Annotated in this window: 17 protein-coding genes and 3 pseudogenes; 13 read left to right on the top strand and 7 right to left on the bottom strand. The window is 54.8% G+C overall.

Annotated elements, in window-relative coordinates; all coding sequences use genetic code 11:
• The 4 genes from ACR0LX_RS18220 to ACR0LX_RS18205 all read left to right on the top strand — a co-directional run.
• On the top strand, positions 1-2681 hold a 2681-nt coding region (locus ACR0LX_RS18220; RefSeq protein ID WP_480784939.1), incomplete at its 5' end, for an Ig-like domain-containing protein.
• 173 nt (positions 2682-2854) lie between these two features.
• The gene (locus ACR0LX_RS18215) at positions 2855-3328 is read left to right on the top strand and encodes a hypothetical protein (RefSeq protein ID WP_480784938.1); all 474 of its coding nucleotides are present in this window, start codon (positions 2855-2857) and stop codon (positions 3326-3328) included.
• 367 nt (positions 3329-3695) lie between these two features.
• On the top strand, positions 3696-4799 hold the full coding sequence (locus ACR0LX_RS18210; protein WP_480784937.1) for an acyltransferase family protein: 1104 nt from the start codon (positions 3696-3698) through the stop codon (positions 4797-4799).
• Complete coding sequence (locus tag ACR0LX_RS18205; RefSeq protein ID WP_480784936.1) at positions 4796-5698, top strand: hypothetical protein; 903 nt, start codon at positions 4796-4798, stop codon at positions 5696-5698. Before ACR0LX_RS18210 ends, ACR0LX_RS18205 begins: the two co-directional genes overlap by 4 nt.
• A 106-nt stretch (positions 5699-5804) precedes the next feature.
• Here the strand turns inward: ACR0LX_RS18205 and ACR0LX_RS18200 are convergent, their stop codons facing one another.
• Positions 5805-7331, bottom strand: coding sequence for a hypothetical protein (locus tag ACR0LX_RS18200; RefSeq protein WP_480784935.1), 1527 nt, complete (start codon positions 7329-7331; stop codon positions 5805-5807).
• A gap of 645 nt (positions 7332-7976) precedes the next feature.
• Between ACR0LX_RS18200 and ACR0LX_RS18195 the strand changes: the two genes are divergently transcribed.
• From ACR0LX_RS18195 to ACR0LX_RS18155, 9 genes and pseudogenes are all read left to right on the top strand, one after another.
• Positions 7977-8852: a glycosyltransferase family 2 protein gene (locus ACR0LX_RS18195; protein WP_480784934.1), complete on the top strand. Its 876-nt coding sequence runs from the start codon at positions 7977-7979 to the stop codon at positions 8850-8852.
• A 35-nt stretch (positions 8853-8887) separates the two neighbouring features.
• Positions 8888-10180 carry a glycosyltransferase gene (locus ACR0LX_RS18190; RefSeq protein ID WP_480784933.1) on the top strand — a complete coding sequence of 431 codons (1293 nt, stop codon included), beginning with the start codon at positions 8888-8890 and terminating at the stop codon, positions 10178-10180.
• Positions 10181-10189: 9 nt separating this feature from the next.
• Positions 10190-11185 carry a glycosyltransferase family 2 protein gene (locus ACR0LX_RS18185; RefSeq protein ID WP_480784932.1) on the top strand — a complete coding sequence of 332 codons (996 nt, stop codon included), beginning with the start codon at positions 10190-10192 and terminating at the stop codon, positions 11183-11185.
• Positions 11186-11366: 181 nt separating this feature from the next.
• Positions 11367-12506 (top strand): dTDP-4-amino-4,6-dideoxygalactose transaminase, encoded by a 1140-nt coding sequence (gene rffA, locus ACR0LX_RS18180; protein ID WP_480784931.1) that lies wholly within the window; start codon positions 11367-11369, stop codon positions 12504-12506.
• The gene (locus tag ACR0LX_RS18175; RefSeq protein ID WP_480784930.1) at positions 12503-13462 is read left to right on the top strand and encodes a glycosyltransferase family 2 protein; all 960 of its coding nucleotides are present in this window, start codon (positions 12503-12505) and stop codon (positions 13460-13462) included. Before rffA ends, ACR0LX_RS18175 begins: the two co-directional genes overlap by 4 nt.
• Positions 13459-14313 carry an SAM-dependent methyltransferase gene (locus ACR0LX_RS18170; RefSeq protein ID WP_480784929.1) on the top strand — a complete coding sequence of 285 codons (855 nt, stop codon included), beginning with the start codon at positions 13459-13461 and terminating at the stop codon, positions 14311-14313. Before ACR0LX_RS18175 ends, ACR0LX_RS18170 begins: the two co-directional genes overlap by 4 nt.
• A complete protein-coding gene (locus ACR0LX_RS18165; protein WP_480784928.1) occupies positions 14310-14699 on the top strand; it encodes a GtrA family protein in 390 nt (129 codons plus the stop codon). The genes ACR0LX_RS18170 and ACR0LX_RS18165 overlap by 4 nt, the downstream gene beginning before the upstream one ends.
• Positions 14700-14702: 3 nt before the next feature.
• A complete protein-coding gene (locus tag ACR0LX_RS18160; protein ID WP_480784927.1) occupies positions 14703-15431 on the top strand; it encodes a GNAT family N-acetyltransferase in 729 nt (242 codons plus the stop codon).
• A gap of 360 nt (positions 15432-15791) precedes the next feature.
• A pseudogene (locus ACR0LX_RS18155) lies at positions 15792-16163 on the top strand (IS21 family transposase); the annotation flags it as partial.
• An 8-nt stretch (positions 16164-16171) separates the two neighbouring features.
• On the opposite strand, the gene ACR0LX_RS18150 reads toward ACR0LX_RS18155, so the two are convergent.
• The 6 genes and pseudogenes from ACR0LX_RS18150 to ACR0LX_RS18125 form a co-directional block, all read right to left on the bottom strand.
• A complete protein-coding gene (locus ACR0LX_RS18150; protein WP_480784926.1) occupies positions 16172-17791 on the bottom strand; it encodes a hypothetical protein in 1620 nt (539 codons plus the stop codon).
• Complete coding sequence (locus tag ACR0LX_RS18145) at positions 17751-18068, bottom strand: transposase (protein ID WP_480784925.1); 318 nt, start codon at positions 18066-18068, stop codon at positions 17751-17753. Before ACR0LX_RS18145 ends, ACR0LX_RS18150 begins: the two co-directional genes overlap by 41 nt.
• 73 nt (positions 18069-18141) lie before the next feature.
• Positions 18142-18455 (bottom strand): annotated as a pseudogene (locus ACR0LX_RS18140) (DDE-type integrase/transposase/recombinase); the annotation flags it as partial.
• A 435-nt stretch (positions 18456-18890) separates the two neighbouring features.
• Entirely contained in the window at positions 18891-20486 is a 1596-nt protein-coding gene (locus ACR0LX_RS18135) for a hypothetical protein (protein WP_480784924.1), read from the bottom strand.
• A gap of 219 nt (positions 20487-20705) precedes the next feature.
• On the bottom strand, positions 20706-22514 hold the full coding sequence (locus ACR0LX_RS18130; protein WP_480784923.1) for an ABC transporter ATP-binding protein: 1809 nt from the start codon (positions 22512-22514) through the stop codon (positions 20706-20708).
• A 166-nt stretch (positions 22515-22680) separates the two neighbouring features.
• A pseudogene (locus ACR0LX_RS18125) lies at positions 22681-23888 on the bottom strand (IS3 family transposase).
• Positions 23889-24007 lie beyond the last annotated feature (119 nt).

Raw genomic sequence — 24007 nt, 5'->3', positions numbered from 1 at the left:
GACACGGCGATAACGGTGACGACACCGGACACGGCGATAACGGTGACGACACCGGACACGGCGATAACGGTGACGACACCGGACACGGCGATAACGGTGACGACACCGGACACGGCGACGGTCATGGCGATCACAGCGACGGATATATTCCGCCCCCCACCGATGCTTCGGAGGTTGAGGCATATGTTGCGGCAGTTAAGGCACTGCCGGATGCGCATGCGCACGGGGATGATCCCAGCAAGGCCGGCGAGCATATGCAGTTGCTGGAACTGGTGCCACGCGCCGAAGCAACCCATGTGGCAATCGGCAACGGTGATTGGTTTGATCCAGGTAACTGGTACGAAGGCCGGATCCCCGGTGAAGGCGCTCAGGTACTGATCCCCGAAGGCATCAGCCTGCGCTACGAGGGCGAAAGCGACGCTTCACTGTTCACCGTACGCGTTGATGGCGAGTTGAGCTTTGCTACCGATGCCGATTCCAAGATGCTGCTGGATACGATGGTGGTTTCACCGACGGGTCGCCTTGAAATCGGAACCGAAGAGAACCCGATCCAGGCCAATGTCGACGTACAGATCGTGATTGCCAATAACGGCGATATCGATACCAACTGGGACCCAACCCTGCTGTCTCGGGGGGTGATCTCGCATGGTGAGGTCGAGATTTATGGTGCCAAGAAGGAAAGCTTCCTGAAGGTGGACGATGCCCCGATGGCTGGCGACACCCAGATCAGTTTGGCTGAAGTGCCTGAGGGCTGGCAGATTGGTGACACGATCGTACTGAGCGGCACCCACAAGGAAGGCCGGCAATGGATTGATGGCCGCAGCCAGTATGTGGAAAGCCAGGACGAGGAAGTGGTGATCACCGGCATCAACGGCTCGACCATCACCATCGACCGGGCGCTGCGCCACAACCATGACACGCCACGTGATGACCTTAAGGCCTATGTGGCGAACATGACGCGCAACATCACCTTCTCCAGCGAGGACGGTGAAGACACGGCGGTACATCACCGCGGTCACACCATGTTCATGCACAGCGATGATGTGGATGTGCGCTATGCCGCTTTCGACGATCTGGGCCGCACCGATAAATCGGTGGCGGCGGCCGATCTTGAGGCGTTTGCCACCATTGAATCCGACACCAACATCAAGGGCCGCTATTCCTTCCATTTCCACAAGACCGGCACCGCCGATCAGGAAAATCCGGCCATCGCCATCGGCAATACCGTCAGCGGCTCGCCGGGCTGGGGCTTTGTGCACCATTCCAGCCACGCCAATTTCACCGAGAACGTAGCCTTTGAAGTCTTTGGAGCCGCCTTTGCCGCGGAAGACGGCGACGAGACCGGCACCTGGCTGCGCAACATGGCGATCCGGTCCGAAGGTGTAGATCAGACGGTCAAGGACTATCACGCGGTGGAACGCCATGACAATGGCCGTACCGGCGATGGTTTTTTCTTTGCCGGTCGCTTGGTTGAAGCCGCAGAGAACGTAGCGATCAACACGTCCAATGGCTTTGTGTGGATGCATCGCAGCGCGCCCACTGATCCTCTGGCAGCCAACCTGCACCAGCCAGAACTGGGCTTTGGTTCGGATGCAATTCGGGTGAATATGACCCCGATCCAGGGTTTCCGAGACAATGAGGCCTTTGGTACCGAGATGGGGCTGACCGTGATCAAGGACAACCCGTCTCAGGAGACGGATGTTCGCACGGTGCTGGATGGGTTCCTGAACTGGGAAACCGCCCAAGGTGCGCTGATTGAATATACCTCGCACTACACTCTGAAGGATTTCGATCTGATAGCTACCCAGAACGTGGTCGGCCTTGGAGGCCCCGGAGCAGGCCTCATTCTTGGGACCAATGCGTTTGACATGGTCGTGAACGGCCTGACGGTCGAAGGCTTCAATATCGGCACGTTTCTCGAAAATGAATTCATTTCCGAACCAGGTCTGGAGGATGTCGATTTCGACAACATCCTTATTGATGTCCTGGTGCGAAGAGTCGGGACTTGGTATGAAGGCTATAACCCTGCGCGCCATTCGGTCCTGACGTCGGATGACCTGACTCCCGGTCGTCTCGAGTTCGAAATGCAGGGCGACACCACGCTTTCTCCAGATGAGATGTTCTATTTCAATGGAATCAAGACAGATTCCATCGGATCGCGCGACCGACAGTTCCACCTCGATGTACAGAGATTGGATGTTAATGACATAGCCCGGTTGCTAGCCTCAGATGGCTATTACCAAACCGCTGATGGCCGCAAAGTGATGCTGATTGAGGATTTCGTCGCCGACCGCGCTACAGGCGAGTTGATGAAGTTCGCACATGTGGTGACGCTGAACTACCCGGACGACCTGCTCGACTTCTTCAACGCCCGGTTTAATGGTGAGATCGATCTGAACAGCGCTGCCCCCAACGCCCTGGACGACGCCTTCAGCGTAAACCAGAACCAGGACACCCTGATCAACGTTCTGGCAAACGATTCCGACCCCGATGGCGACACGTTGCGGATCGACGGGCTGACCGATCCTGTGCATGGCGACCTCTACCTGCAAGAGGACGGGCAATTGCTCTACCGGCCGAACGAAGACTTCACCGGACAGGACAGCTTTACCTACTGGGCAACCGACGACAATGGTAACTATGAAAGCGCAACCGTGACAGTGGATGTGTGGGATTTGTAAACCCATGTACAAATGAGAAAGTGATGCCGACTCTAAATTGAATCGACATCACTTTTTTGAAGTACTTCATTGTAGAGGATCTGATGTTGGCAATTGTAGTCAGGTTAATCCTCCCTTCACTAAAAACGGTTCACCGCTATGTTTAGAGCAACGGAGAATCCAAGGTTGGAATTGTGTCACACAATTCCGAAGAAATATCTATTAAGCTACCGCAAGTTGAAATACTTGCCGGGCAAGGGATTGCACGAGCCTGTGTGATCCGGGCCGCTCGCATAACCGAACAAACCTACCAACGCTGGCCAAGCAATATGGTGCATAAGAACCGGCCGGTTCAGAGAGTTCAAACGCCTCCTGAAGGGGAGCAGGCGGCTTTAAAGGCGGTGTTTGATTTCGGAGTACCGCACCGGTCGTGTATTGTGGCGGCACCATTCTATGCAACAAAACGACCAAAGGGGTGTGGCAGCGAAGACAGGTTGATTGAAGATATGATTGAGTTGACTGACAAGTTAGGCTGTTATGGCTATCACAGGATCGCAGCCTTGCTGTGGGATGCAGTTGGAAGCTCACCAGCAAGCGTGTGGAATATTGGCCGAGCAGGCCAATTGCAAACAATGCATCAACAATCAGAACTGGCGCTTGAAATTTGATACCGTGCCACGCCTATTGCCAATGTCGCAATTTTTCGTCTCAGTGACAGAATAATGCGCCACCTGTGTTTTCACGTGTCCGGACACAGACGGGAAAAGTGAGATCGCCACCGGCCCGAAGCTCCACCTATACTGTGGATATAAAGTGAGTGCTCCCAACGTATAAAATACACTGGCCGCGTGAAACCTTCGGCCAATTCCGGCCGGCAAGGAAGCCAAACCATCTCATCCTATCTCAGATGCAGGCACTCAGGCTTCGACCCAGGGAAGAAAATAATTGATCGACACATCAAAATAAGCATTTCTAGATCAAATACTATTCTGATTGGAAATGTACACTTATAGAAGTTTGTTGGAATTTAGCCATATGAGTAATGAGCATTCGCTGTCTCGGGCGAAGACAGCTTGGCCCGACGCTGGATATGGGCAGATCCCATCGTTGGATGGCTTGCGGGCTGTATCCATAATGATTGTGTTTTTAGCTCATGCAGGGCTGTCGAATTTAATCCCCGGCGGCTTTGGCGTGACGATCTTCTTTTTTCTTTCCGGTTTCCTGATCACCACGCTCCTCTGCCGAGAGCATGCCCGAACCAATAACATTGCCTTCGTCGCATTCTATCTCAGACGCGTGCTTCGGCTGGGCCCTCCACTCGTATTGACGATGGCGCTCGCCATTTGGCTGGCCATAGCAGGTTTGGCACCGGGTGATCTGAGTGCAAAATCCGCACTCGCCCAGCTTCTCTTTGTTTATAATTATTATTCACTCCTTCCGGGCGCTGAGTCGAGTGTCACTGGCCTCGGAGTACTTTGGTCGCTCTCGGTTGAAGAGCACTTTTATGTAATCTGGCCAGCCCTCTTTCTTCTAGTCGCCCGTAGGAAAATCGGGGTCGCCCATGTCGTATGGCTTCTCGGGGCCATCTTCATTTGGCGATGTGTCCGGCTGCTCATCTTCGATACTAGCGAATGGGCAATCTACATTTCCACGGATACGCGCTTTGACAGCTTGTTATATGGCTGCCTCTTGGGGATTCTGATGGCGCAGGACCGGATACCGGACTGGGCGCAACGACCGCAGGTATTCTATTCAGCGCTTGGCGCGGCGATGATTGGTCTTCTGATTTCGTTTCTCTGGCGAGATCCGGTGTTTCGCTCCACGCTACGCTACACGCTGCAGGGAATCGCGCTGATGCCAATTTTCTTCTACGCGGTGAAGCGCCATGACCATGTTCTTTTTCGCCCTCTGAACTTTTGGATCCTGAGACGTATCGGAATTTATTCCTACACGTTATATCTGGTGCATTTCGTGATCCTTCACACTTTGTGGAATATGGGCCGCCCCGAGGATTGGCTGACCGGCATTTATGCGGCAGTACTTTCGCTAAGCTGGGCTGCGCTTGTCTATAGGTTCGCAGAACAACCATTGCACGGCCTGAGGGCGCGTCTGAATGCACCGCAAGCCGCAAACCCATGATACAGAGATTGCTCGTTGTTTCAGCTGTGTTTCTCGCTGTACTCGCCGCAACTGAGATAGCATTGAGGTTGGTTGGGCTTGGTGATCCTCCGATCGCTGTTCGCGATGAAATGCTTGAATATCGATTGGTGCCCGATGCAAATTACAAGCGATGGGGAAACCGCATTCAAATCAACAATCACGGGTTCCGTGCAGCGGATCATCCCGAGGAAGTTCCTGGCGATGAGGTCCGTCTTCTCCTAATTGGGGACAGTATAGTCTACGGGAACCATTTTCTCGATCAGGATGAAACGATTGCTCCGCTTCTGTCCACAATACTCTCTTCGTCGGAATGCAAAGTACGTGTGATCCCGATGGCGGTTTCTAGTTGGGGGCCCGTAAATCAAGCGGCTGCGCTTGAACTATATGGAACATTCGGAGCGTCTGAGGTTGTGTTAGTGCTATCAGCGCACGATCTCGTCGATACACCGACGCACAACGGCTCGCTGGTTCCTTATCGACTGTCACCACCACTGGGTGCAATCGGTGATTTTGTCGAAGCCGTTATCGAGAGGCTTTTCCCTCCTGTCGCGCCAAAAACTCCGTTACCGTTCGAGGAGCGGGTACAGGCAAGCCTTGCGGCTCTCGATACGATTTTAGAGCACACTGAATTCGCCAATGCTGACCTCCTTCTTGTCTACAATGCGGATGTGCATGAGCGTGTCTCCGGCATCTCGGACCTTGGGCTTAGTTTCTTTCACTGGGCAGATTCGCAAAATATAGAAACGCTCAATCTCGGCATGGTGCCAGGTGTTACCTATCGAGACACTATCCACCCAGATGCCAATGGCACCGCGCATATCGCGCAGACGCTTGCAAGAAAATTCTCTGGGCTGCTCAAATGTGACAGCACTGATTAGTTAGTTGCTATACAGACAGGATTTACGTTGAAAACGGTTAACCGGGGCCGTGCTAGAACGTGACTAATCTACTTGGGTCTGCATCATGTTCTTACCGGTACTACTGTCAGTTCGTTCGAGGTTTGCGGGTGATTGTGATGCCCGTCTGTGTCTCTTGTTTAGGGATATCCAGCGTTGTGCCTCGGCGCGTTCGGGCGATCAACAGTGGTTGTTTTGTGGGTTGCTCATCTAGGACAGGGTTTACGGCCTTGGCCCGCCCCGACGGTTGATATGCATAGCGCCCGATCAATGCCCCACCGATCAGCCATGTGAGGGGTGTTAACGTCGCATTTGGTATCAAATCCACAATGCCAGCCGCCAAAACCAGAGCCAATCCAGAAGTTTCCGGACCAAACCTTCGTTTACTGTGCTGCAACGCCAGAAAGATGATAGGTAATGTTAAAAGACCAAAGCGTGCAACATATCCCAGCCATCCCGATCCTCCAATGAAGATGACCCAGGCACCATCAGCAATGCTAATATCCCGACCAGTAAAAGGATGATATATCTTATTGCGTCCCCAGGACCCCCAACCTGCCAGCGGTTTCAAGTTGGCCCGTTCCAACAGTCTATCTTCGTTGTCCAACCGGAAATCCAACGACTCAGCGCGCGCTTCGCTAAACTTTAGAGCGATGTTGTAGATGCCTTCGGTGGGGACCCAGCCAGCACCACGAGCCATAGGATATAGCAACACAATCCCGGCTAGGATCGAGGCCAGCAAAAACTGTCCGCGCGTTTTCATTAGAAAGGCGGCCGGCAACAACATCAACGCGATGACAAAAGCGCCGACGCTCTTACACAAAAACAGCACCGGCAGCAGCCAGAAGGCGGCGATCCGCCACAACCCAGGCTGGGAAACCCGGTCCCTACTTCGAGACAATGCCGCCGCAGCCAGAATAGCCATCGCGAAGAACATGCCCAGCCACAGGCCATGAGGCAGAAAGACAATCGGTCGAAATCCTCCAGCACGTATGTGCTGATCAAAGGAATGTGGGAAAAAGCCGTAGATATTGACGTTGAGTTGCGGACTCATCCGCACCTCGTAAAGAGCCGGTATTGAGTAAATCAATCCGGCGATGCAGAGAGTTCTAAGCAGAAGGATATGGCTCTCGGGACTGGCAAGGAAACGGCGAGCCAACAGAAAGGGAATAATCATAAAAAGCTGATTACCTGCCATCGCCAGCCCATCATAGAATTCCAGCCCCTTAATTATATTAGGGCCAGCAAAGACCGGCTCTCGATTGGTCAGCATGGTCAGCATGGGTGAACTAAACAGCAAGACCAGCAGTATATTTATCACCACATCGCCCCGGAACTTGCGTGGTGGTGGTGGTGCCAGCATCCGTTTCCGCCGATCCTCATGCGCCTGCGTCCGCAGCGCTACAAAGCACATGACCGCGGCCATGATGCTCGGCAACGCATACTTATCTATCGTCGGGATCATTGGAAAATCGAGTCCGACCCGGCTTGGTAGCAGCAGATAACCGACGATGATCGAACAAATCAGCGCCGGGGCAACCGGTAGTCGCCGGAACAAAAAGAAAACGACGACCGGCCAGAGGTAGAAAACTATTTGTGCAGTGGCGTTGGGCATTGCAAAATCCAGTTATCACCCTCAAGCCCGGGCCGGGTCTGGCTGACATGGTATGTCATGACGTCCAGTCCCGCCAAGCTTACCTTGTTCACTCATCGCAGCACAATTTCTGGGAAATAGTCTCTGGTAGCAGCCATTTCTCAATCTGATGAGTGGGACCATAGATTTGACCCATGGCTTCGACATGGCGAAGCTGCAAAATTTATGCCACACAGATACAATAGGGAATTTAAGCTCTTGTGAAATTTGCCGGACAGGATCGGCAATCGCGTGTGTATCATTGGTACAGGCCCCTGCTCAAGGCCAAAGGATTGTGAAAGCCAAGTATGAAACCAACATTATTTTACGTTATTGATCCTCTCAAAACAGGTATAACGCGCTGGGTATCGCGACCAACATACTATCACGATGCCTGTCTTATATCGCCGCAAAGGCAGTCCACGCGGCTATGTATGCACACGCACCCTTGGTGTGGCCACAAGCTGTTGACGCTTCCACAATCAAGCAAAATTGGAAACAGTTACCTTATGAGCGGTGAATTATCTCCCCATCGGAATAAATTTGTCTCAAGAATTTGTGCCTATCTCACTCACCACGCCCCGCTGGAGGTGATCCGGGGCCGGACGGGATAATCACGCATCTCTTATGTCCAAAGCACTTACAAATCATCAGAACCCTACACCTGCCCGGCCAGAGCTGACCGTCATCATCCCGGCCAACAACGAAGAAAACTTCATCGGCCGTTGTCTCGAAGCGCTGCTGGCGCAGGACGAGGCGGCACGGGCGGTTGAGGTGATTGTTGCTGCCAATGGCTGCACAGACCGGACGGTGCCGCTGGCGCAGAGGTACACTAACCGGTTTAAGGCGCGGGGCTGGAAGCTGACGGTGCTAGAAATACCAAACGGTGGTAAGCTGATGGCGCTGAACAAGGCTGACGAGGTGGCCCAGGGCGCCGCCCGCGCGTATCTGGATGCAGACGTGATCTGTTCGCCACCGCTGATCGGGCAACTACAGACCGTATTGGTGACCGACACCGCGATTTATGCCACTGGTCGGTTGCAGGTTGCCCGAGCCCGAAGCGCTGTGACCCGTGCCTATGCCCGGTTGTGGTCGCAGCTGCCCTTCATGCACAAAGGCAGCGCGGCGGGTGCCGGGCTATTTGCCGTCAATGCCACGGGGCGTGACCGCTGGGGCCAGTTTCCACAGATCATTTCGGACGATACCTATGTGCGACTGCAGTTTTCTCCGGACGAACGGGTCGAAGTCTCTGCCCCTTTCATCTGGCCGATGGTCGAGGGGTTTGGCAATCTGGTTCGGGTGCGCCGCCGTCAGGATGCGGGCGTGGCAGAAGTCTATCATCTCTACCCGGATCTACGTTGCAATGACATTAAAAATCCACTCGGCCTGCGGGAATTGATTGCACTGTTCCTTTCGACACCGTTCGGATTTCTGGTGTACACCAGCGTCCATCTCGCCGTGCGCCTGAGACCCGGCGGACCGGACTGGACCCGAGGCCGATAATGTCTTCCAACGATTCCAAGTTAGGCAGGTCAGATATGCCCCAAAATAGCTTAACGCCACAACCGCAGAGCGGACCGGTGGCCTATTTGACCGGCGAATATCCAAAAGTGTCCCATACCTTTATCCAGCGCGAGATCGCGGCGCTGCGTGCCCTGGGCACTGAGGTCGAAACCTGCACCGTGCGCCGTGCCAATCCAAAAGATGTGGTCGGCGAGGATCAGAAAGCGGAAGAGGCCAACACATTCTGCATTCTGGGCACTGCCCGGGCGCCGCGCCGCCTGATCGGCGCGCATCTGAAAGCGCTGCGGGATGCGCCGGGGCGCTGGTTTTCGGCGCTGCGGCTGGCCTGGCGCACCCGCTCGCCGGGGGCGAAAGCGCTGCTTTATCAGCTGTTCTATTTTGCCGAGGCCGGAGTGCTGGCGGCGCACCTGAAGGAAAAGGGCGTGGTGCATCTGCACAACCATTTCGGTAACTCAAGCTGCACGGTGGCGATGCTGGCCAGCGAAATCTCGGGCATTCCCTACAGCTTTACCGAACACGGGCCCGCACTCTTCTTCGAGCCGATGCGGTGGCGGATTGGCGAAAAGATCGCCCGCGCACGATCCGTTGTTGCCATCAGCCATTTCTGCCGCTCGCAACTTATGCTGTTTTCCGACCAGCAACACTGGCCTCGTATGTCGATCGTGCATTGCGGTGTCGATCCCGACCGCTATGGTCGCAAACCCCGCGAGAGTTTCGGCAAGCGTGTGCTGTTCGTTGGACGGCTGGATGTGGTCAAGGGTGCATCGCTGCTGTTACAGGCTTTCGCGGCGCTGCGTACCGATCATCCCGACGCCACGCTGACGCTGATCGGTGATGGCGCGGACCGCCCGACGCTTGAGGCGCAGACGCAGGCTCTTGAGCTGGGCGATGCCGTCACTTTTGCGGGGTATCAGCCGCAAGAGGCCGTGGCCGATTTCCTGGAAGAGGCCGACTTTTTGGTCCTGCCGAGCTTTGCGGAAGGTGTCCCCGTGGTGCTGATGGAAGCCATGGCCAGCCGCATCCCGGTCATTGCGACACAGGTCGCGGGTGTCTCGGAGCTGATCGCCAATGGTGAAACCGGATATGTCGTGCCACCAGGTGACGTCCCCACATTGACCCAAAGAATGCACACTCTGCTGAGCGACCCCGATCTTTGCCGCCATATGGGTGCTGCCGGGCGGCAGAAGGTTCGGATCGATTTCAACACCATGAACGAAGCGGCTTGGTTGCGCACCTTGCTGTGTGACAACCCCGACCCCGCCAACCCGCCCGACAGACCTCAGATGCGGCCCGCAGGCGCAGAATAGGAGGCCGGGATGGGCGTCAAGCAGAGTTCTCTCCCACCCCGGGTTGGTGTCGTCCTGATCGGCAGGAACGAAGGCGAGCGCCTGATCAACTGCCTGAACAGCATTCCGGAAACGGTCGAGCATATGATCTATGTGGATTCCGGCTCAGCAGACGGCAGTATCGCGGTGGCGTGTACAGCAGGGGCGCACGTGGTGGAGTTGGACCTCAGCCAGCCTTTTACCGCCGCTCGCGCCCGAAATGCCGGTTTTGCCGCCCTGCGCGCGCGGGACAAGATCGATTACGTGCAATTTGTCGACGGTGACTGCACCCTACATCCCGACTGGATCGAGGTTGCCACCACCTTTCTGGCAGAGCACCCGAAGGCTGTGGTTGTCTGTGGCCGTCGACGTGAGATTTTCCCCGAAGCTTCGGTTTACAACCGGCTCTGCGATTGGGAATGGGACACGCCGGTGGGTCAGGCCAAAAGCTGCGGCGGCGATGCGCTGATGCGGGCCGATGCCCTTGCCGCTGTGGATGGTTTCAACCCATCGCTCATTGCCGGGGAAGAGCCCGAACTCTGTGTGCGTCTGCGCCGCAAGGGGGGCGAAATCTGGCGCATCGATCACGAGATGACCAGCCATGATGCCGCCATGACCCGACTGGGACAATGGTGGAAACGTATGCGCCGAGGCGGCTACGCCGCCGCCGAAGGCGCTGCGATACACGGAGCACCGCCCGAGTTGCACGGCATAGCCACCTGTCGTCGGGCACTTTTATGGGGCGCAGGGCTACCTCTGATGATCCTGCTGACGACGACGCTGCTCACGTATTGGGCGCTGTTTCTACTTCTGCTCTATCCTGCGCAAGTGCTGCGGTTGGCATGCCGCGAAAGCTTGACCAGTCGCAGTGCCTGGGAACAGGCATTTTTCCTGACCCTAGGCAAATTTCCTGAGGTTTTAGGCATTCTGGAATACCAACTGCGCCGCTTCGCAGACCGCCCTGCCGGGCTGATTGAGTACAAGTAGAAGAGTGGATGAGATGCACGATGACGGCAGTTTCAGATACTCTACGGATAACAAGAGGACCGCATAATGGTTGAAACACGAAATCCGCCCGACCACTGCCCCGGTAGCCCACAGCAATTTAACTGTGCTAGGTGTCCCAATGGCACCCTTAGCTTTGAACCAGATTTAGAGCGCAAGAAATATGAAAAAAATCCCTTTTAACAAACCAAGTCTTATTGGTAATGAAATCAAATATATCCGCGATTCAGTCCGTCTTGGTCAATTAGCAGGCGACGGCGTTTATACCTATAAATGCCAGGACGAAATCCGCCGGCTGACAGGGTCCCGAAAAGCCCTGATCACACATTCGTGCACCGCCGCTCTGGAGATGGCAGCCATTCTCTGCGACCTCGGGGCCAATGACGAAGTCATCATGCCGTCGTTCACGTTTGTCTCGACCGCCAATGCGGTCGTACTGCGTGGGGCCACACCTGTCTTTGTCGATATCGACCCAGAAACACTGAACATCGACCCTGCGGAAGTCAGGAAATGTGTAACTCCCCGGACACGGGCCATCTTCGCCGTGCACTATGCCGGGTTTCCCGCAGACATGGATGCATTGTCCGAGATTGCGATCGAACATGGCCTCCTGTTGGTAGAAGATGCCGCGCAGGCCTTGGGTTCGACCTACAAGGGGCGGCCAGCCGGCAGCCTTGGCGATATGGCGGCGTTCAGTTTCCACGAGACCAAAAACATTATCAGCGGCGAAGGCGGGGCAATTACGATCAACCGCGACGATCTGTTCGGACGGGCGGAAATTATCCGTGAAAAGGGTACCAACCGATCGCAGTTTTTCCGTGGGCAGGTAGACAAATATACATGGGTCGATGTCGGCTCGTCCTATCTGCCCGGAGAACTGATCGCCGCTTATCTCTATGCGCAGCTCGAAACCGAAGCCGCGATCCGAACCCGTAGGCTATCGGTCTATGACGCTTATATGGAAGCATTCGAACCTGTTGCCGAACGCTATGACATACGCCTTCCAAAGACCCCACCGCACTGTACCGGCAACGGTCATATGTTTTATTTCCTAATGAAGGATATGCGTGCGCGCAGCCACTTCATCAGCGAAATGAAACAGCGCAACATCATCACGCCTTTTCACTACGTTCCGCTCCACAGTGCGCCGGCCGGGCAAAAATATGGCCATACCCTGTGCCCGCTGCCCGTAACCGACCAGATTTCGGAAACTCTGGTGCGCCTGCCAATGTTCTTCGATCTGGGGTCTGACATCGAAACAGTGATTGGCGCAGCTACAGAAATCCTGGAGGCGTGCCAATGACGCATCAATCATCCCAAACACCTCTGGTGACCGTTCTAACCCCTGTCTACGGCTGCCGCGATTGTCTTGAAACCCTTGTGGACCGGGTGCGCACGAATCTCGAAGCCGCGCAATTCGATTGGGAACTCATTCTGGTAGATGACCGCGGGCCGGATGAGCCTTGGGATCTCATTTGCGATTTGTCCGAAGGGGATTCGCGTATTCGCGGTGTCCGTCTGGCCCGTAACCACGGCCAACATCTTGCGATCTGGGCCGGACTCGAGGTTGCACGCGGCGACTGGGTCGCCGTGGTGGATTGCGATCTACAAGACGACCCAGGCGTGATCCCACAGCTTTATGAACGCGCCATCGCTGAAAGCTCAGACGCGGTGATTGTCGAACGTGGCACGTGGTCGGATTCCCGGTTCCGCCGCTTCGCGTCCAGCGCCTTCTATAAACTGGTCGACCTTCTGGGCGGCATTCACCTTAAGAATACCGGCAATTTCGGGCTGTACAGCCGACAGATGGTCAATACGCTGGTCATGTTTAGGGAGCAAGAGGTGTTCCTGCCGATGATGGTGGCGCTGACCGGGTTGAAATGTGCCTATTTTCAACTGGATCGCTCAGATCGCGCCGCAGGCAAAAGCTCATACAGCTTCCTCCGCCTCGTCCGGATGGCAATAGCCATCATCATACGCTTCTCCGACCGGCCGCTGAAGCTCAGCGTCATTGTCGGCCTGGCCTTCAGTCTGTTATCGGCAACGATCTCGGCCGTTCTGGTGTTCGCATGGCTTTTTAATGCAATCACTGTTCCTGGTTGGACCAGTACGATCCTGTCAGTTTGGTTCCTGTCCGGATTGATCATGGCGACACTGGGTATCCATGGCTTCTACCTAGGAAGGGTCTTTGCCGAAGTCAAAGCTCGACCCCGGATCATCGTGGAAACCACAAGTCATCAGGATGACAGCACGTCATGACCAACGCCGACCTTCGTTCCATGTCAACAATCTCTCTGGATGTACGAGCGTTCTTCAACGATTTTCCCAAAGGCGAGATGTATCTAGAAGAAGCCGAATTCGGATTACGTAGAGTTCTTCCTCTGCTCGAGGAACTCCCCGCCGAAGCCAGGGTGCTTGAAGTGGGCTCGGGGCCCTGCATTGCTTTGGCCGAGATCGTACAACGGTTTCCGCATCTTGACGTGCATGGCATTGAACCCATGAGCGACGGATTTGCCTTCTTCGATGAGTTTATAGCCAGGATGGAAACCGCAAATGGCAGGCTGAACGTTCACCGCGGCGGGTACGAAGATTTTCCGTCTGATGGAAAGTGGGATTTGATTTTTTTGGTCAATGTCTTCGAGCATCTGCCCGACTGGCAAGACTTTCTAGATTTTGCCGAGCAGTCCTTGTCCAAAGACGGACGGTGTGTCGTGCTCTGCCCCAATTACGGATTTCCTTACGAGTCGCATTTCAAACTGCCTATTATTTTGAACAAAAGGCTGACGGGCAGGGTGTTCAGGGCTGCCATCGAACGGTTCGAAGAAGATAACGACAATTCCGGATTGTACCGCAGTCTGAACTTCGTGACACTGTCGAAGGTTCGCAGAGCGGTCAGGCAGCGGAATCTTGAAATGGATGTCAACACCGACATCATCCGCGAAATGATTGATCGCCTGGATCAGGACCCTTCTTTTCGGGAACGGCAAAAAATGTTCACGATACCCGCAAGACTTTTGAAACGCTCGGGGCTTCTAAAGCCGATGCTTGGATGCCGTCCCATTCAGAATTACCTGCCCTACATGCAATTCACCCTGCGTCGGTCCACATGACCCGGCGTAAACACGGTATTTTGGGCCGCTTTACCCGGTACGGTACCGTTGGTCTGGCGGTGAATCTTGGGGCCTATGTACTTTTTCTCAACCTGTTGTACTGGGGCATGCCGCCCGTTATCGGGTCAGGCGTCACGTATGTCGTGGCCGTTGCCACAAGTTATTTCGTTAACCGCAGATGGAGCTTTGGAAGTACGGTCAGCCATAGCCGCGATATGCCACGATATCTGCTTGCCTACGGTGTCGGCCTGGCAGTCGCCATGAGCTCCATGCATTTTCTTACATTTTTGATACCGCCCGCCATTGCTCAGGTTCTGGTGATCGGCATCACGGCAATGGTAATTTTCATCTGCCTAGAAGTTCTTCGGTTTGGTCGGGAAGAGTGAACCATGCTGATTGAGATCAACGAACTTGAATGCAATCGCTTCGGTATCATCGCAGCACGTCTGACCGATCCGGAGGCTGCACTTGATGATGTCGACCGGGCCGCTGAGGCAGCCAATGTCGATATGCTGACGGCTCGCATTGACACAAGTAATCTGGACCGCGTCCATGCGCTGGAGGATGCAGGCTATCGCCTGATGGATTCGCTTGTCTATTACAGGTGCGTACTGGGCGATTGGTCGGGTAGAAACCTCACAGACACAAACGTCATCCTCAGCAGGACGGTGCCTGAGGACGGTTCGGCGATCTCCTCGCTCGCCCGTGCCGCGTTCTCAGGTTACATCGGCCACTATCATGCGGACCCGCGCCTCAACAGCGGCGCAGCGGATGCAGCCTATGTCGAATGGGCGGAGGTCTGTGCAGCTTCGAATTCGGCGGACGCGCCGGTTCTTGTGGCGCGTGACAGGGAAGAGCTGCGCGGCTTCCTTGTGCTGCGCCGCAACACTCCCGATGAGTTCGAGATCGTGCTGAACGCGGTGCACCCGGTGGCCCAGGGGCAAGGCATTTATGCCGCACTTGCCGCCGACGCCCTTGATCTGGCGCAAGAGGCCGGTGCACAGCGCGTGATTGTGTCTACTCAGATCAACAACTACGCAGTACAGCGTGTCTGGTCCCGGCTCGGTTTTCTCCATTACCGGAGCTACTACACATTCCATAAGTGGTTCACGCCCTAGTTTATTGTTTCGCCAGATTTGGCGCGGTTGTTTTTCTCTGACTCACTTCTGTGCATGAGCATAGAGGTGTAAGAGATGGGCAAGCGAAGTCCTGAGGCGAAATTTGTGGGGTGATGTCAGACAAATTCGAACTCGCCTCTGCTAGGCTGGTGATATGCTCCCCTATGCCGTGCCGAAATGATGCCATTCAGCGAGAGCGGCAGCACGGTGTAAGTGCCGGAGGTAATCGCCCCAAAAGAGGCGTTTGAAATTTCCCCGGCTGGTAACGTTCTGGGCGATTTTTGAACCTCAAATATTCAAAAATCGAACGGGACGCGGACCGTTAAGCTCGAAGCTCAAGAAGAGGAATGAGGCTTCGAGTTGATAGCACTGGAAGAGATCGTTTTGATCCATGATTTGAAGAGACAGGGTCTGGGCGTCAGCGCGATTGCGCGGCAGACCGGGCTCGACCGCAAGGCCATCAGGAAATATCTGGTGCGGGGTTTGGAGGCTCCGGCATACAAGCCGCGTGCGCGGATCATTGAGCCTTATGAAACGTATTTGCAGGAGCGATTGACCTCGTTCCCTGATTTGACGGCCCGGCGTTTGATGCGGAAAATCCGCGAGCGCAGTTATGAAGGCGGATACGCGTCAGTGAAATTGTTTGTCCGCGAGATCCGGCCTCCCAGGCAGACGCAGTTCGAGCGCAGGTTTGAAACGCCTCCGGGCAAGCAAGCGCAGGTGGATTTCAGTGGCTGCGTTCATCTTGCACTCTCCGGCACAAAGCGCGACCAGGGCAATGTCTCATTGATTTGGAATACGGCCAGATTTTGCAGCGCACCATGCGCGCCCTCGATCGGTCGACGGCCAATGTAATATCCGAAACCCATCGTGGTCAGCGGCAGAAGGGGGGGCTGCACCATGTCCCGGGTCCGGAAGATGGCCCCGCTGCCTTCAAGGTTGGCGATCTTCGAAGCCCGCGCGTCGACATCTTCTTCGGCTACGTGGAGCACCAAAAGATCTCCAGGTTGAAGAATATCTCCATTGCAAGGAGTCCGTCCGCCGTTGCGGGCCGTGTAATAATCGAATCCGAACTGCCCTTTCACCCAGATCGTTGAGCCCGCAGCCTTATCAAGCTGGTCTGTCATCACCTGTTCAGCCGCTTGGCGAATGCGGGTAGCATCGGCGAAATCGACGACGACAAAAACCAGGGCGACGACAACCTGAATTGCGGATGCCAGGCGCACTTTGCCTAGTTCAAGACGATGGCCCTCCGCCGCAACGGTCAGAAGCGTGACGGCAACAAGCAGGGTGATCAACCGGCGAGCCGCCGGAAAGGGCGACAACAGAAAATACCCCATAAGCTCGATCAGAACCCAAACCCCTAGAAACACCAAAGCCCGGTCCACATGCCGGGTCTTCCGAGCATGGCTCGCGGCAATAATTAGGGCGGCAAGCACAGCGCACCAAACCAACAGGCCAAGCCCCGCCAGCAGAGGAGTATCCAGGCGCACCTCCCGTTCGCTCAACGGGTTTTTGATCGGCAAAGTTTCGGGCAGAAGCACTAGTGCCAGAAACACCCCGATTAACACGCAGATCACCGCAAGGCTGAGGCGGGGCATAACGCCGGACCAGCCTACAATTGCTATGAATGGTGCAAGCGCACCGACATAGGTCAACAGAGCAAGGACCATGCTCTTTATGCGGGTCGCATCCGGTGCCCCATGCCCACTGACACTCAAAAGGAAGTTGGATTGTCCATGATCTACCAGCAGATAGGCTTCCCATCCCACAAAGATGATCGCTGCCAGGCCAGGGACAAGAACCCACCATCTCCAGGATGGCGCGAAAAGCAGACAGGCGAGACCGATCACTCCGAACCCTGAAAGAGCGGACCATTTTGTCAAACATGCCAATCCTAAAAGAACTCCGGCGAGAAGGGCCATGGACAACCTATCTCGATCGCAGGCAGCCAGAAGCGTTGCAAGCGATGCCAGAACCAGGGATGCAGCCGGTATGTCCTGCATCAGGTTGGTTGCCGGTAAAACCACCGGGGCAAGCACCAGAGCAATTCCTACGGGTATGGCAAAGGGGCGCGCAAATCGCAAGGCCAAGGCAAAGACAGACGCCGAGAAGAGCAGATTGAAGGGCAGGAACCAAGCCTTCCAAAACGCCGGCCACTCACCAAAAAGAGCAACCCCTGCGCCCCACCAATAAGGCAATACAGGTGGCGACCACATCTCGATTGCCGGGATACAGCCATATCCCCAAGGCATCTCAAAATCGAACGGTTTCAGCGGCGCTTCGGCAATATGGCGGGCAAAATGAACCCAGATCACATCATCCAGATGAATAGGCTTCCAGATGTTCACCATGGTCATGACCAAGCCGCAGAGAAGCCAGTAAATATGAAAACGCTGCATCAAAACATCGCCCGTCTAGACTCGCAGTATTGAAGATTTCTTCGGACTGGGCAAGCCATCTCCCCGGACTGATCATCGATCCGGCCGCTTCGATCTCCAAGCGCCACGTCTTCAACTGCGAGCTCATCACACCCAGCTCCTTGGCAACACCGGTTTGCGTGGCACCAGGCTTAAATAGCCGGCCAACAGCTGCGGCTTTGAACTCATCAGTAAACGTCCGTCTCGATTGTCCCATTCCATGCTCCTTTCCTGGACAGGGGTAATTTACCCCAATGTCCGGGAACAGGGACGAAGTTCAGAGTCCGCACCGCCCTCTTATCACGAGTATTTGTCACACATCTCTCGAGTGCCTCGCCTTCATGATCGACCGCCCGTCACAGGTAGTGCCGTTTGCCGTTGATCTCCACGAAGAGCTCATCGACATGCAACTTCCATTTTGAATAGGCCCTCAGTCGCTGGACTCGTTTCTGCCTAATCTCCCATGCAAACATCGGGTTGAAACGATTCCACCAGCAGCAGACTGTATCATGGCTAACTTCGATGCCACGCTTGCGCAGAAGGTCTTTTAAATTACGAAGCGAAAGAGGAAACGAACATATAGAATTAGGGCCAAACGAATAATCTCGAGGTTAGCTTTGAAGTGTTCGAATGGCGATCAGTTGTTCATGAACGGAGGCTACGAAGGCCCCCTGCCCGCCTCAACCCACGTTCTTCTGACAAGGCCGTTTGTAGTGCAGTTGGCCACCAAAGAGCGGTTTGAATTGAATAGCATGATCCGCACAGGCGGCGGCGCGGTGTACCGGCTATAGAAAGCGCGGATATTGCTTAAGGCGGATATGTCTGAGGATGGCCCGGGTTGATAGGACGCTCAGATAAGCGTGCTGGCACGGCAATGCCTTGATCGGCGTATCCGCGAACAAAGCTCATAGAAAACCGAGACCGGCCATGGGAGGAAGGGCAAAACACCTCAATTGCAAAGGTTAATTGACAGTTCACAACACGCGATGCCAGGATCAAACTCGTCCAACTTTACCCGCAAATCGGATGAAGCACGGGACTAGTCGGCGATACAATCCGCACCGCTGGTCAGGCGGGCATGGATCTCCCAATAGGTTGAACTGGCACACAGTTCGAACTCGGGTGACAGTTTGGACTGCAGGATCTTACCAACCTCGTCGGTGCCATCGACCCGGCCAATCATGACAATATCGGCCTCCGCCGGTATCGGTAGATCAGGGGCCAGTTCGGGCGCAGACGGACGCTGCCACAAGGGATAGCCGGAAACTGGACGACCAAGGACCGCATGTTCGAAGATCACCCCCCCGTTCGCGATGATCCCCCATTGCGACGGATCGCCCAACGCATGCAGTGCATCGATACCATCGGCCAACATCTCGTATTGCGGCGGAACGGCTTCAGGACCGTCAGTCTCGGGAACGTTGAGATAGCGGATATAAGGCCCATACCGGATCAGGGTCTGATCGCTACGCGACATACCCTCCCGCGTCGCCCCCGCAAGGTTGAGCATATGCGGTAGCGAAAAAGCCATCACCAGTATGAATGACAGGATGCCGAGCAGCCCTGCCCGATCCGGCATCGTCCTCAGGGCCGCCTCTGTCGCCGCCACTGCCATAAAAATAGTCAGCGGGATACCGATTTGACCAATATTGCCGTTCCCGCCCATTGTCGTGACCATGCCAATCCCACCGATTGCAATCAGCAGAACCGACACAACGGCGGGCCAGTTCCTGCGATCCCGGACAATTGTGCACAGTGCGATCACGGATATCCCGGTTGCAACCGGCTGGAACAACGGGATCTGAACGGCTTTGCGGATCAACGCCCCGATTGTCGCGTTATTTGTATCCCCCACATGGGCCTGAAGGTAGGATAGCGATCCTAGCCATTTCTGAAAAAACGGATCTATGATGGCGGACGACACTAGAAAGCCCAAGGCAACCGCCCCCAGCGCTTGCCAGCGCCGCTGCACCACCAGAGCAAGAAACACGAACGGGATGACGATGACAAATGTGGGCTTGCTCAGAGCCAAAGCAACAAGCAACAGCCCGGACAGTGCGCCCCCCAACAGATCGGTGCGATTGCTTTGCCCCCCAAGAACAGAGAACAGGCCTACAACCAGCACCAGCGCCATCCCGATGCGGTTGTACAGGAATGAGTGGGCCGAAACGATACGAATAATGGGAGTATTTGCTTCAAGCGGATAGCGTGACAGAAGTAGTGTTGCGATCACAACGGCAACTGAAAGCATACCGACATAAGATACCCGGTCACCCAGAACCGGAATTGAAACAAGCATAAGCGCAGCCAACATAAACAACGCAAAATACTCAATCGCAAAGGCATTCGGTCCAACCAGATGCATCGTCATTGCGATACCCTCGGCGCCGGCACCGCCGTAAAAGTGACCGAAATCGGTTACCGGAGTTAAGCCGTTGAAAACGCGCCACCCTGCACCGAGCAAAAACAAGGTGTCGCCGAAATGGTCTGTGTCATACAAGACACCGAAGACTGTATTGCTGATCACAATCGCGACCAGAACGATGAGAATGAGGCTGTAACAAACCGCAAATAGTTTGTCTTCCAGCTGGATAGAACCTTTGGGAAGGTCAAAAACACCCGATCTGAACCGCATTAATCAGAAACCTCAGATTTGGTCCAACGGACGCCTCAGTTTGCGCTGTGCCAGGCTACCACCGGTATACCATGTGGTGATGTTGGCCGTGGATGTGCTCCTTGCGGGTAACATGTATCGCTTTCGTTTAAAGTACTAAGCACTGACTACATTGCAATCAATTGATACAGTCCGAGTGTACAAGGGGTGCCCGCCGTTTCAATGATATCCGACCGCCGATTAGCTGTTCACCGCCATCTTGCGGAATGTTTCGTTTTTGGCGACGAGTTCGTCATAGGTGCCGGACGACGCAATCTGCCCCTGTTCAAAGAAATAGATAGTGTCGCAATTACGCACCGTGCTCAACCGATGAGCAATGATAATGACGGTTTTATCAGCACGGATTTTCTGCACCGCCTCCATCACCACGCTTTCGGTAATATTGTCCAACGCCGAAGTCGCCTCATCCAAGATCAACAACGCCGGATCGGAGTAAAGCGCGCGGGCGATGCCGATACGCTGACGCTGGCCGCCCGACAGACGGACACCGCGTTCGCCGACAAAGGTGTCGTAGCCATCGGGCAGGTCGTCGGCGATGAAATCGTGTAACGCAGCAATACGCGCAGCCCGTTCCACGGCAGCCATGTCGATCTCTTCCGGAGGCACCGCAAAGGCAATGTTGCGTGCAATCGTATCGTCAGTCAGATAGATGCTCTGCGGCACATAGCCCAGCGATTGCTGCCAGCGGCGGACGTTATCTGAAGTGATGACCGTTCCATCGGCTACGATCTCGCCGGTTTCGGGCCTCAGCAAGCCCAGCACAATATCGACCAACGTGGTCTTGCCCGCCCCCGAACCACCAACGACCCCAATAGTATTGCGCGCCGGAATGGTCAGATCGATGCCGCACAAGGTTGAACGGTCGGCCGTGGAATAAGAAAAGCCGAGGTTTCTGATGTCGAGGCATTTATCAAGCGGTAGACGATCGCCCGACTCGGCAACCACAGTAGATAGATACTCAGCCTCTTGCTCTGCTTTCACGCAATCGGCGTGGATGTGTTCCAGTATTGGCGCGCCAGCCCGCATGCAGGCAAGGTTATGATAGATTTGCTGCGCAGCAGGCAAGAAACGCATGACCGAGAAGAAGAAAATACCCAGCGTCGGGATGATCTCGACCAAGTTGCCACCACTGCGCAAAAGCAGAACCAGAACAAAAGCCAATAAGATACCAATAGTCACGGCTTCCATAAAAAACCGAGGAAGTTCGCGCAAAATATCGTTGCGCACCAAATAATGCGATCGGCTTAGAGACGGTTTCCTGAAACGATCAACATAGCTATCCTCCAGCCCCATAAACTTGACTTCCTTGAAGCCGTCGGTGGCCTCCTGCGCCAGCTTAAAGCGCTCACCATTCGCCACGAGCATTTTCTTGCCCAAAGCGCGCAGTACATTGCGAATTTTTATGTAAATTGCCGCATAGCTCGTGCCCATCAACAATATGGCCAGCGATGACAGAACTGGTTCAACATAGATCAGGAAACCAATGATGCTTAGACCCAGCGTAACACTCGCCAGCAGGCGGAGACTTGGGATGATCACAAACCCTATAAGTTGGTCCACTTCATTAAGTACATTTTTTCGGATGCTGGCGCTGTTGTGTTCCAGAAACCATGCGTATGGTCGGTGCAGATAACTCTGCAGCAATTGACACGATATTTTATATCCTTGCGTCGTCGAAAAGCGAATGATCACGTAAGTACCGAATGCCTTGATTAGCAGGCCCAAAACAACAACCAGTAGCACGGCAATCGACAAAAATACCTGAAAGGTATATGCTGTAGAAAATCCGCCAGTGTCATACAGAACAGATAAAAAAGGGTTTTTTGGGATTTCTTCCGGAGCCGCCAATACATTCAAAAGTATCAGGACGGTCGAAATGCCCGCTACTTCGGCAAAAGCAACCAGCACCAGCAAACCACCGATCAGATAAAACGCCCGTTTTTCTTTGCGGTTAAAGAGTTCTAAAATTTTCCTGTAAGCTTCAAACATAACACTAGTTGACTCTGCCTTTAGTAAGCGATCCCGTTGAACTGATCTTTGCGGAGAAATCCGCTGATTTTATGACATATCTATATGGACATCATGAGTATAGATTTTTTACGGCTTTCCAAGCCGTGTATCAGCCAGCTGATCCAGCCCCCGTTTCACCGGACACCTAAGCGGTTTTGGTTTTGGCCCTGATGAGCTCGCGAGGCGATTTCCATTTCAGGCCTCTGTGTGGGTGGTTCTCGTTATAGTCTTCGATCCAATCTCCTATCAATGACAGCGCGGTTTCGGCGTCAGGCAGCGGGTTCACGCGGACATAATCGCGCTTGAGTGTCTTCACAAAAGCCTCCGACATGCCGTTGGATTGCGGGCTTTTGACTGGCGTGAAGCAGCATTTCAGTCCCAATTGCTGGGCGAAGATGCGCGTGTCTTTCGCTGTGTAGGCGCTGCTGTTGTCGGATAGAACTTCGACCCGCTCAGGGGCACGGTGGGTGCCGAACCTGCTCTCAACAGCTTTGAGCAGCATGCCTCGCACATCCGACCCGCTGATCCCGGCATTGGCCACAGCCCGCCATGAGATGATCTCACGGTCGTGAGCATCGATGAGGAAGGCCAGGCGGATGACATCTCCGTTCCAGCACGCGAACTCCAAGCCGTCAGAGCACTATCGAAGGTTCGAGCGCATCATTATGACTTTGCTGTCATGATCGCGCTCGGGTCGATCAAAGCCGGACCGTTGAAGCAGCAGGTTGTTGCGCTCCATGATCCGGTAGACCCACTTGTGATTGACCGCCGCCAGACCTTCAGACCGCAGTTGCCGGTTCAGAATGGCCGTGATCCGACGATATCCATAGGTTGGGCGCTTCGAACGTCTGTATGCGCGGCAACACCACCGCGTCTTGAGTTTTGTGTTAGCCCCGACCCGGCTTTGCGCGCCCCTTCAGACGATCGTGCAGGTTCGAGCGGGACACGCCCATCGTTGTCGCAACCGTCTTCATTGGGAACCGCCCGGTTTCAGCGACTGCGCAAGCAAGGTCAGTTTTTTGCCCGTGACTTGTCGAGCGCTTCCTTCAGGATTTCCACTTCCATCGTCTTGCGCCCGAGCTGGCGTTCAAGTTCCCGAATGCGGCTTTCCATCTCACGGACGATCCTATTTCCGGTGACGCTGTCGTCCTCTGCCACGGCGATGCTGCCTTCTTCGAGCATAAGCTTGCGCCAACGATACAGAAGATTGGGGGCAACGCCATTGCGACGGGCGACGGCAGAAATGCTCTCCCCGTCATACATGGTCTCTTCCACGATCCGCAGTTTCTCAGCCGCAGGCCAGCGCCGGCGGCGGCCGCCATCAGTGATGATTTCAATCTCAGACATGAGCATGTGCTTAGGGCTATCCTTAAGCCTCCTTGGTCAGACCAAGGTGTCCGGTCGAAACGGGGGCCAGTTCACCAGCTCCTTTTTGTGACACAACGCAAATGCGCGGGAAGGCATTCATCATC

The sequence above is a fragment of the Ruegeria sp. CH11 genome, assembly GCF_056537105.1.
This window is presented reverse-complemented; position numbering and strand designations above follow the sequence as displayed.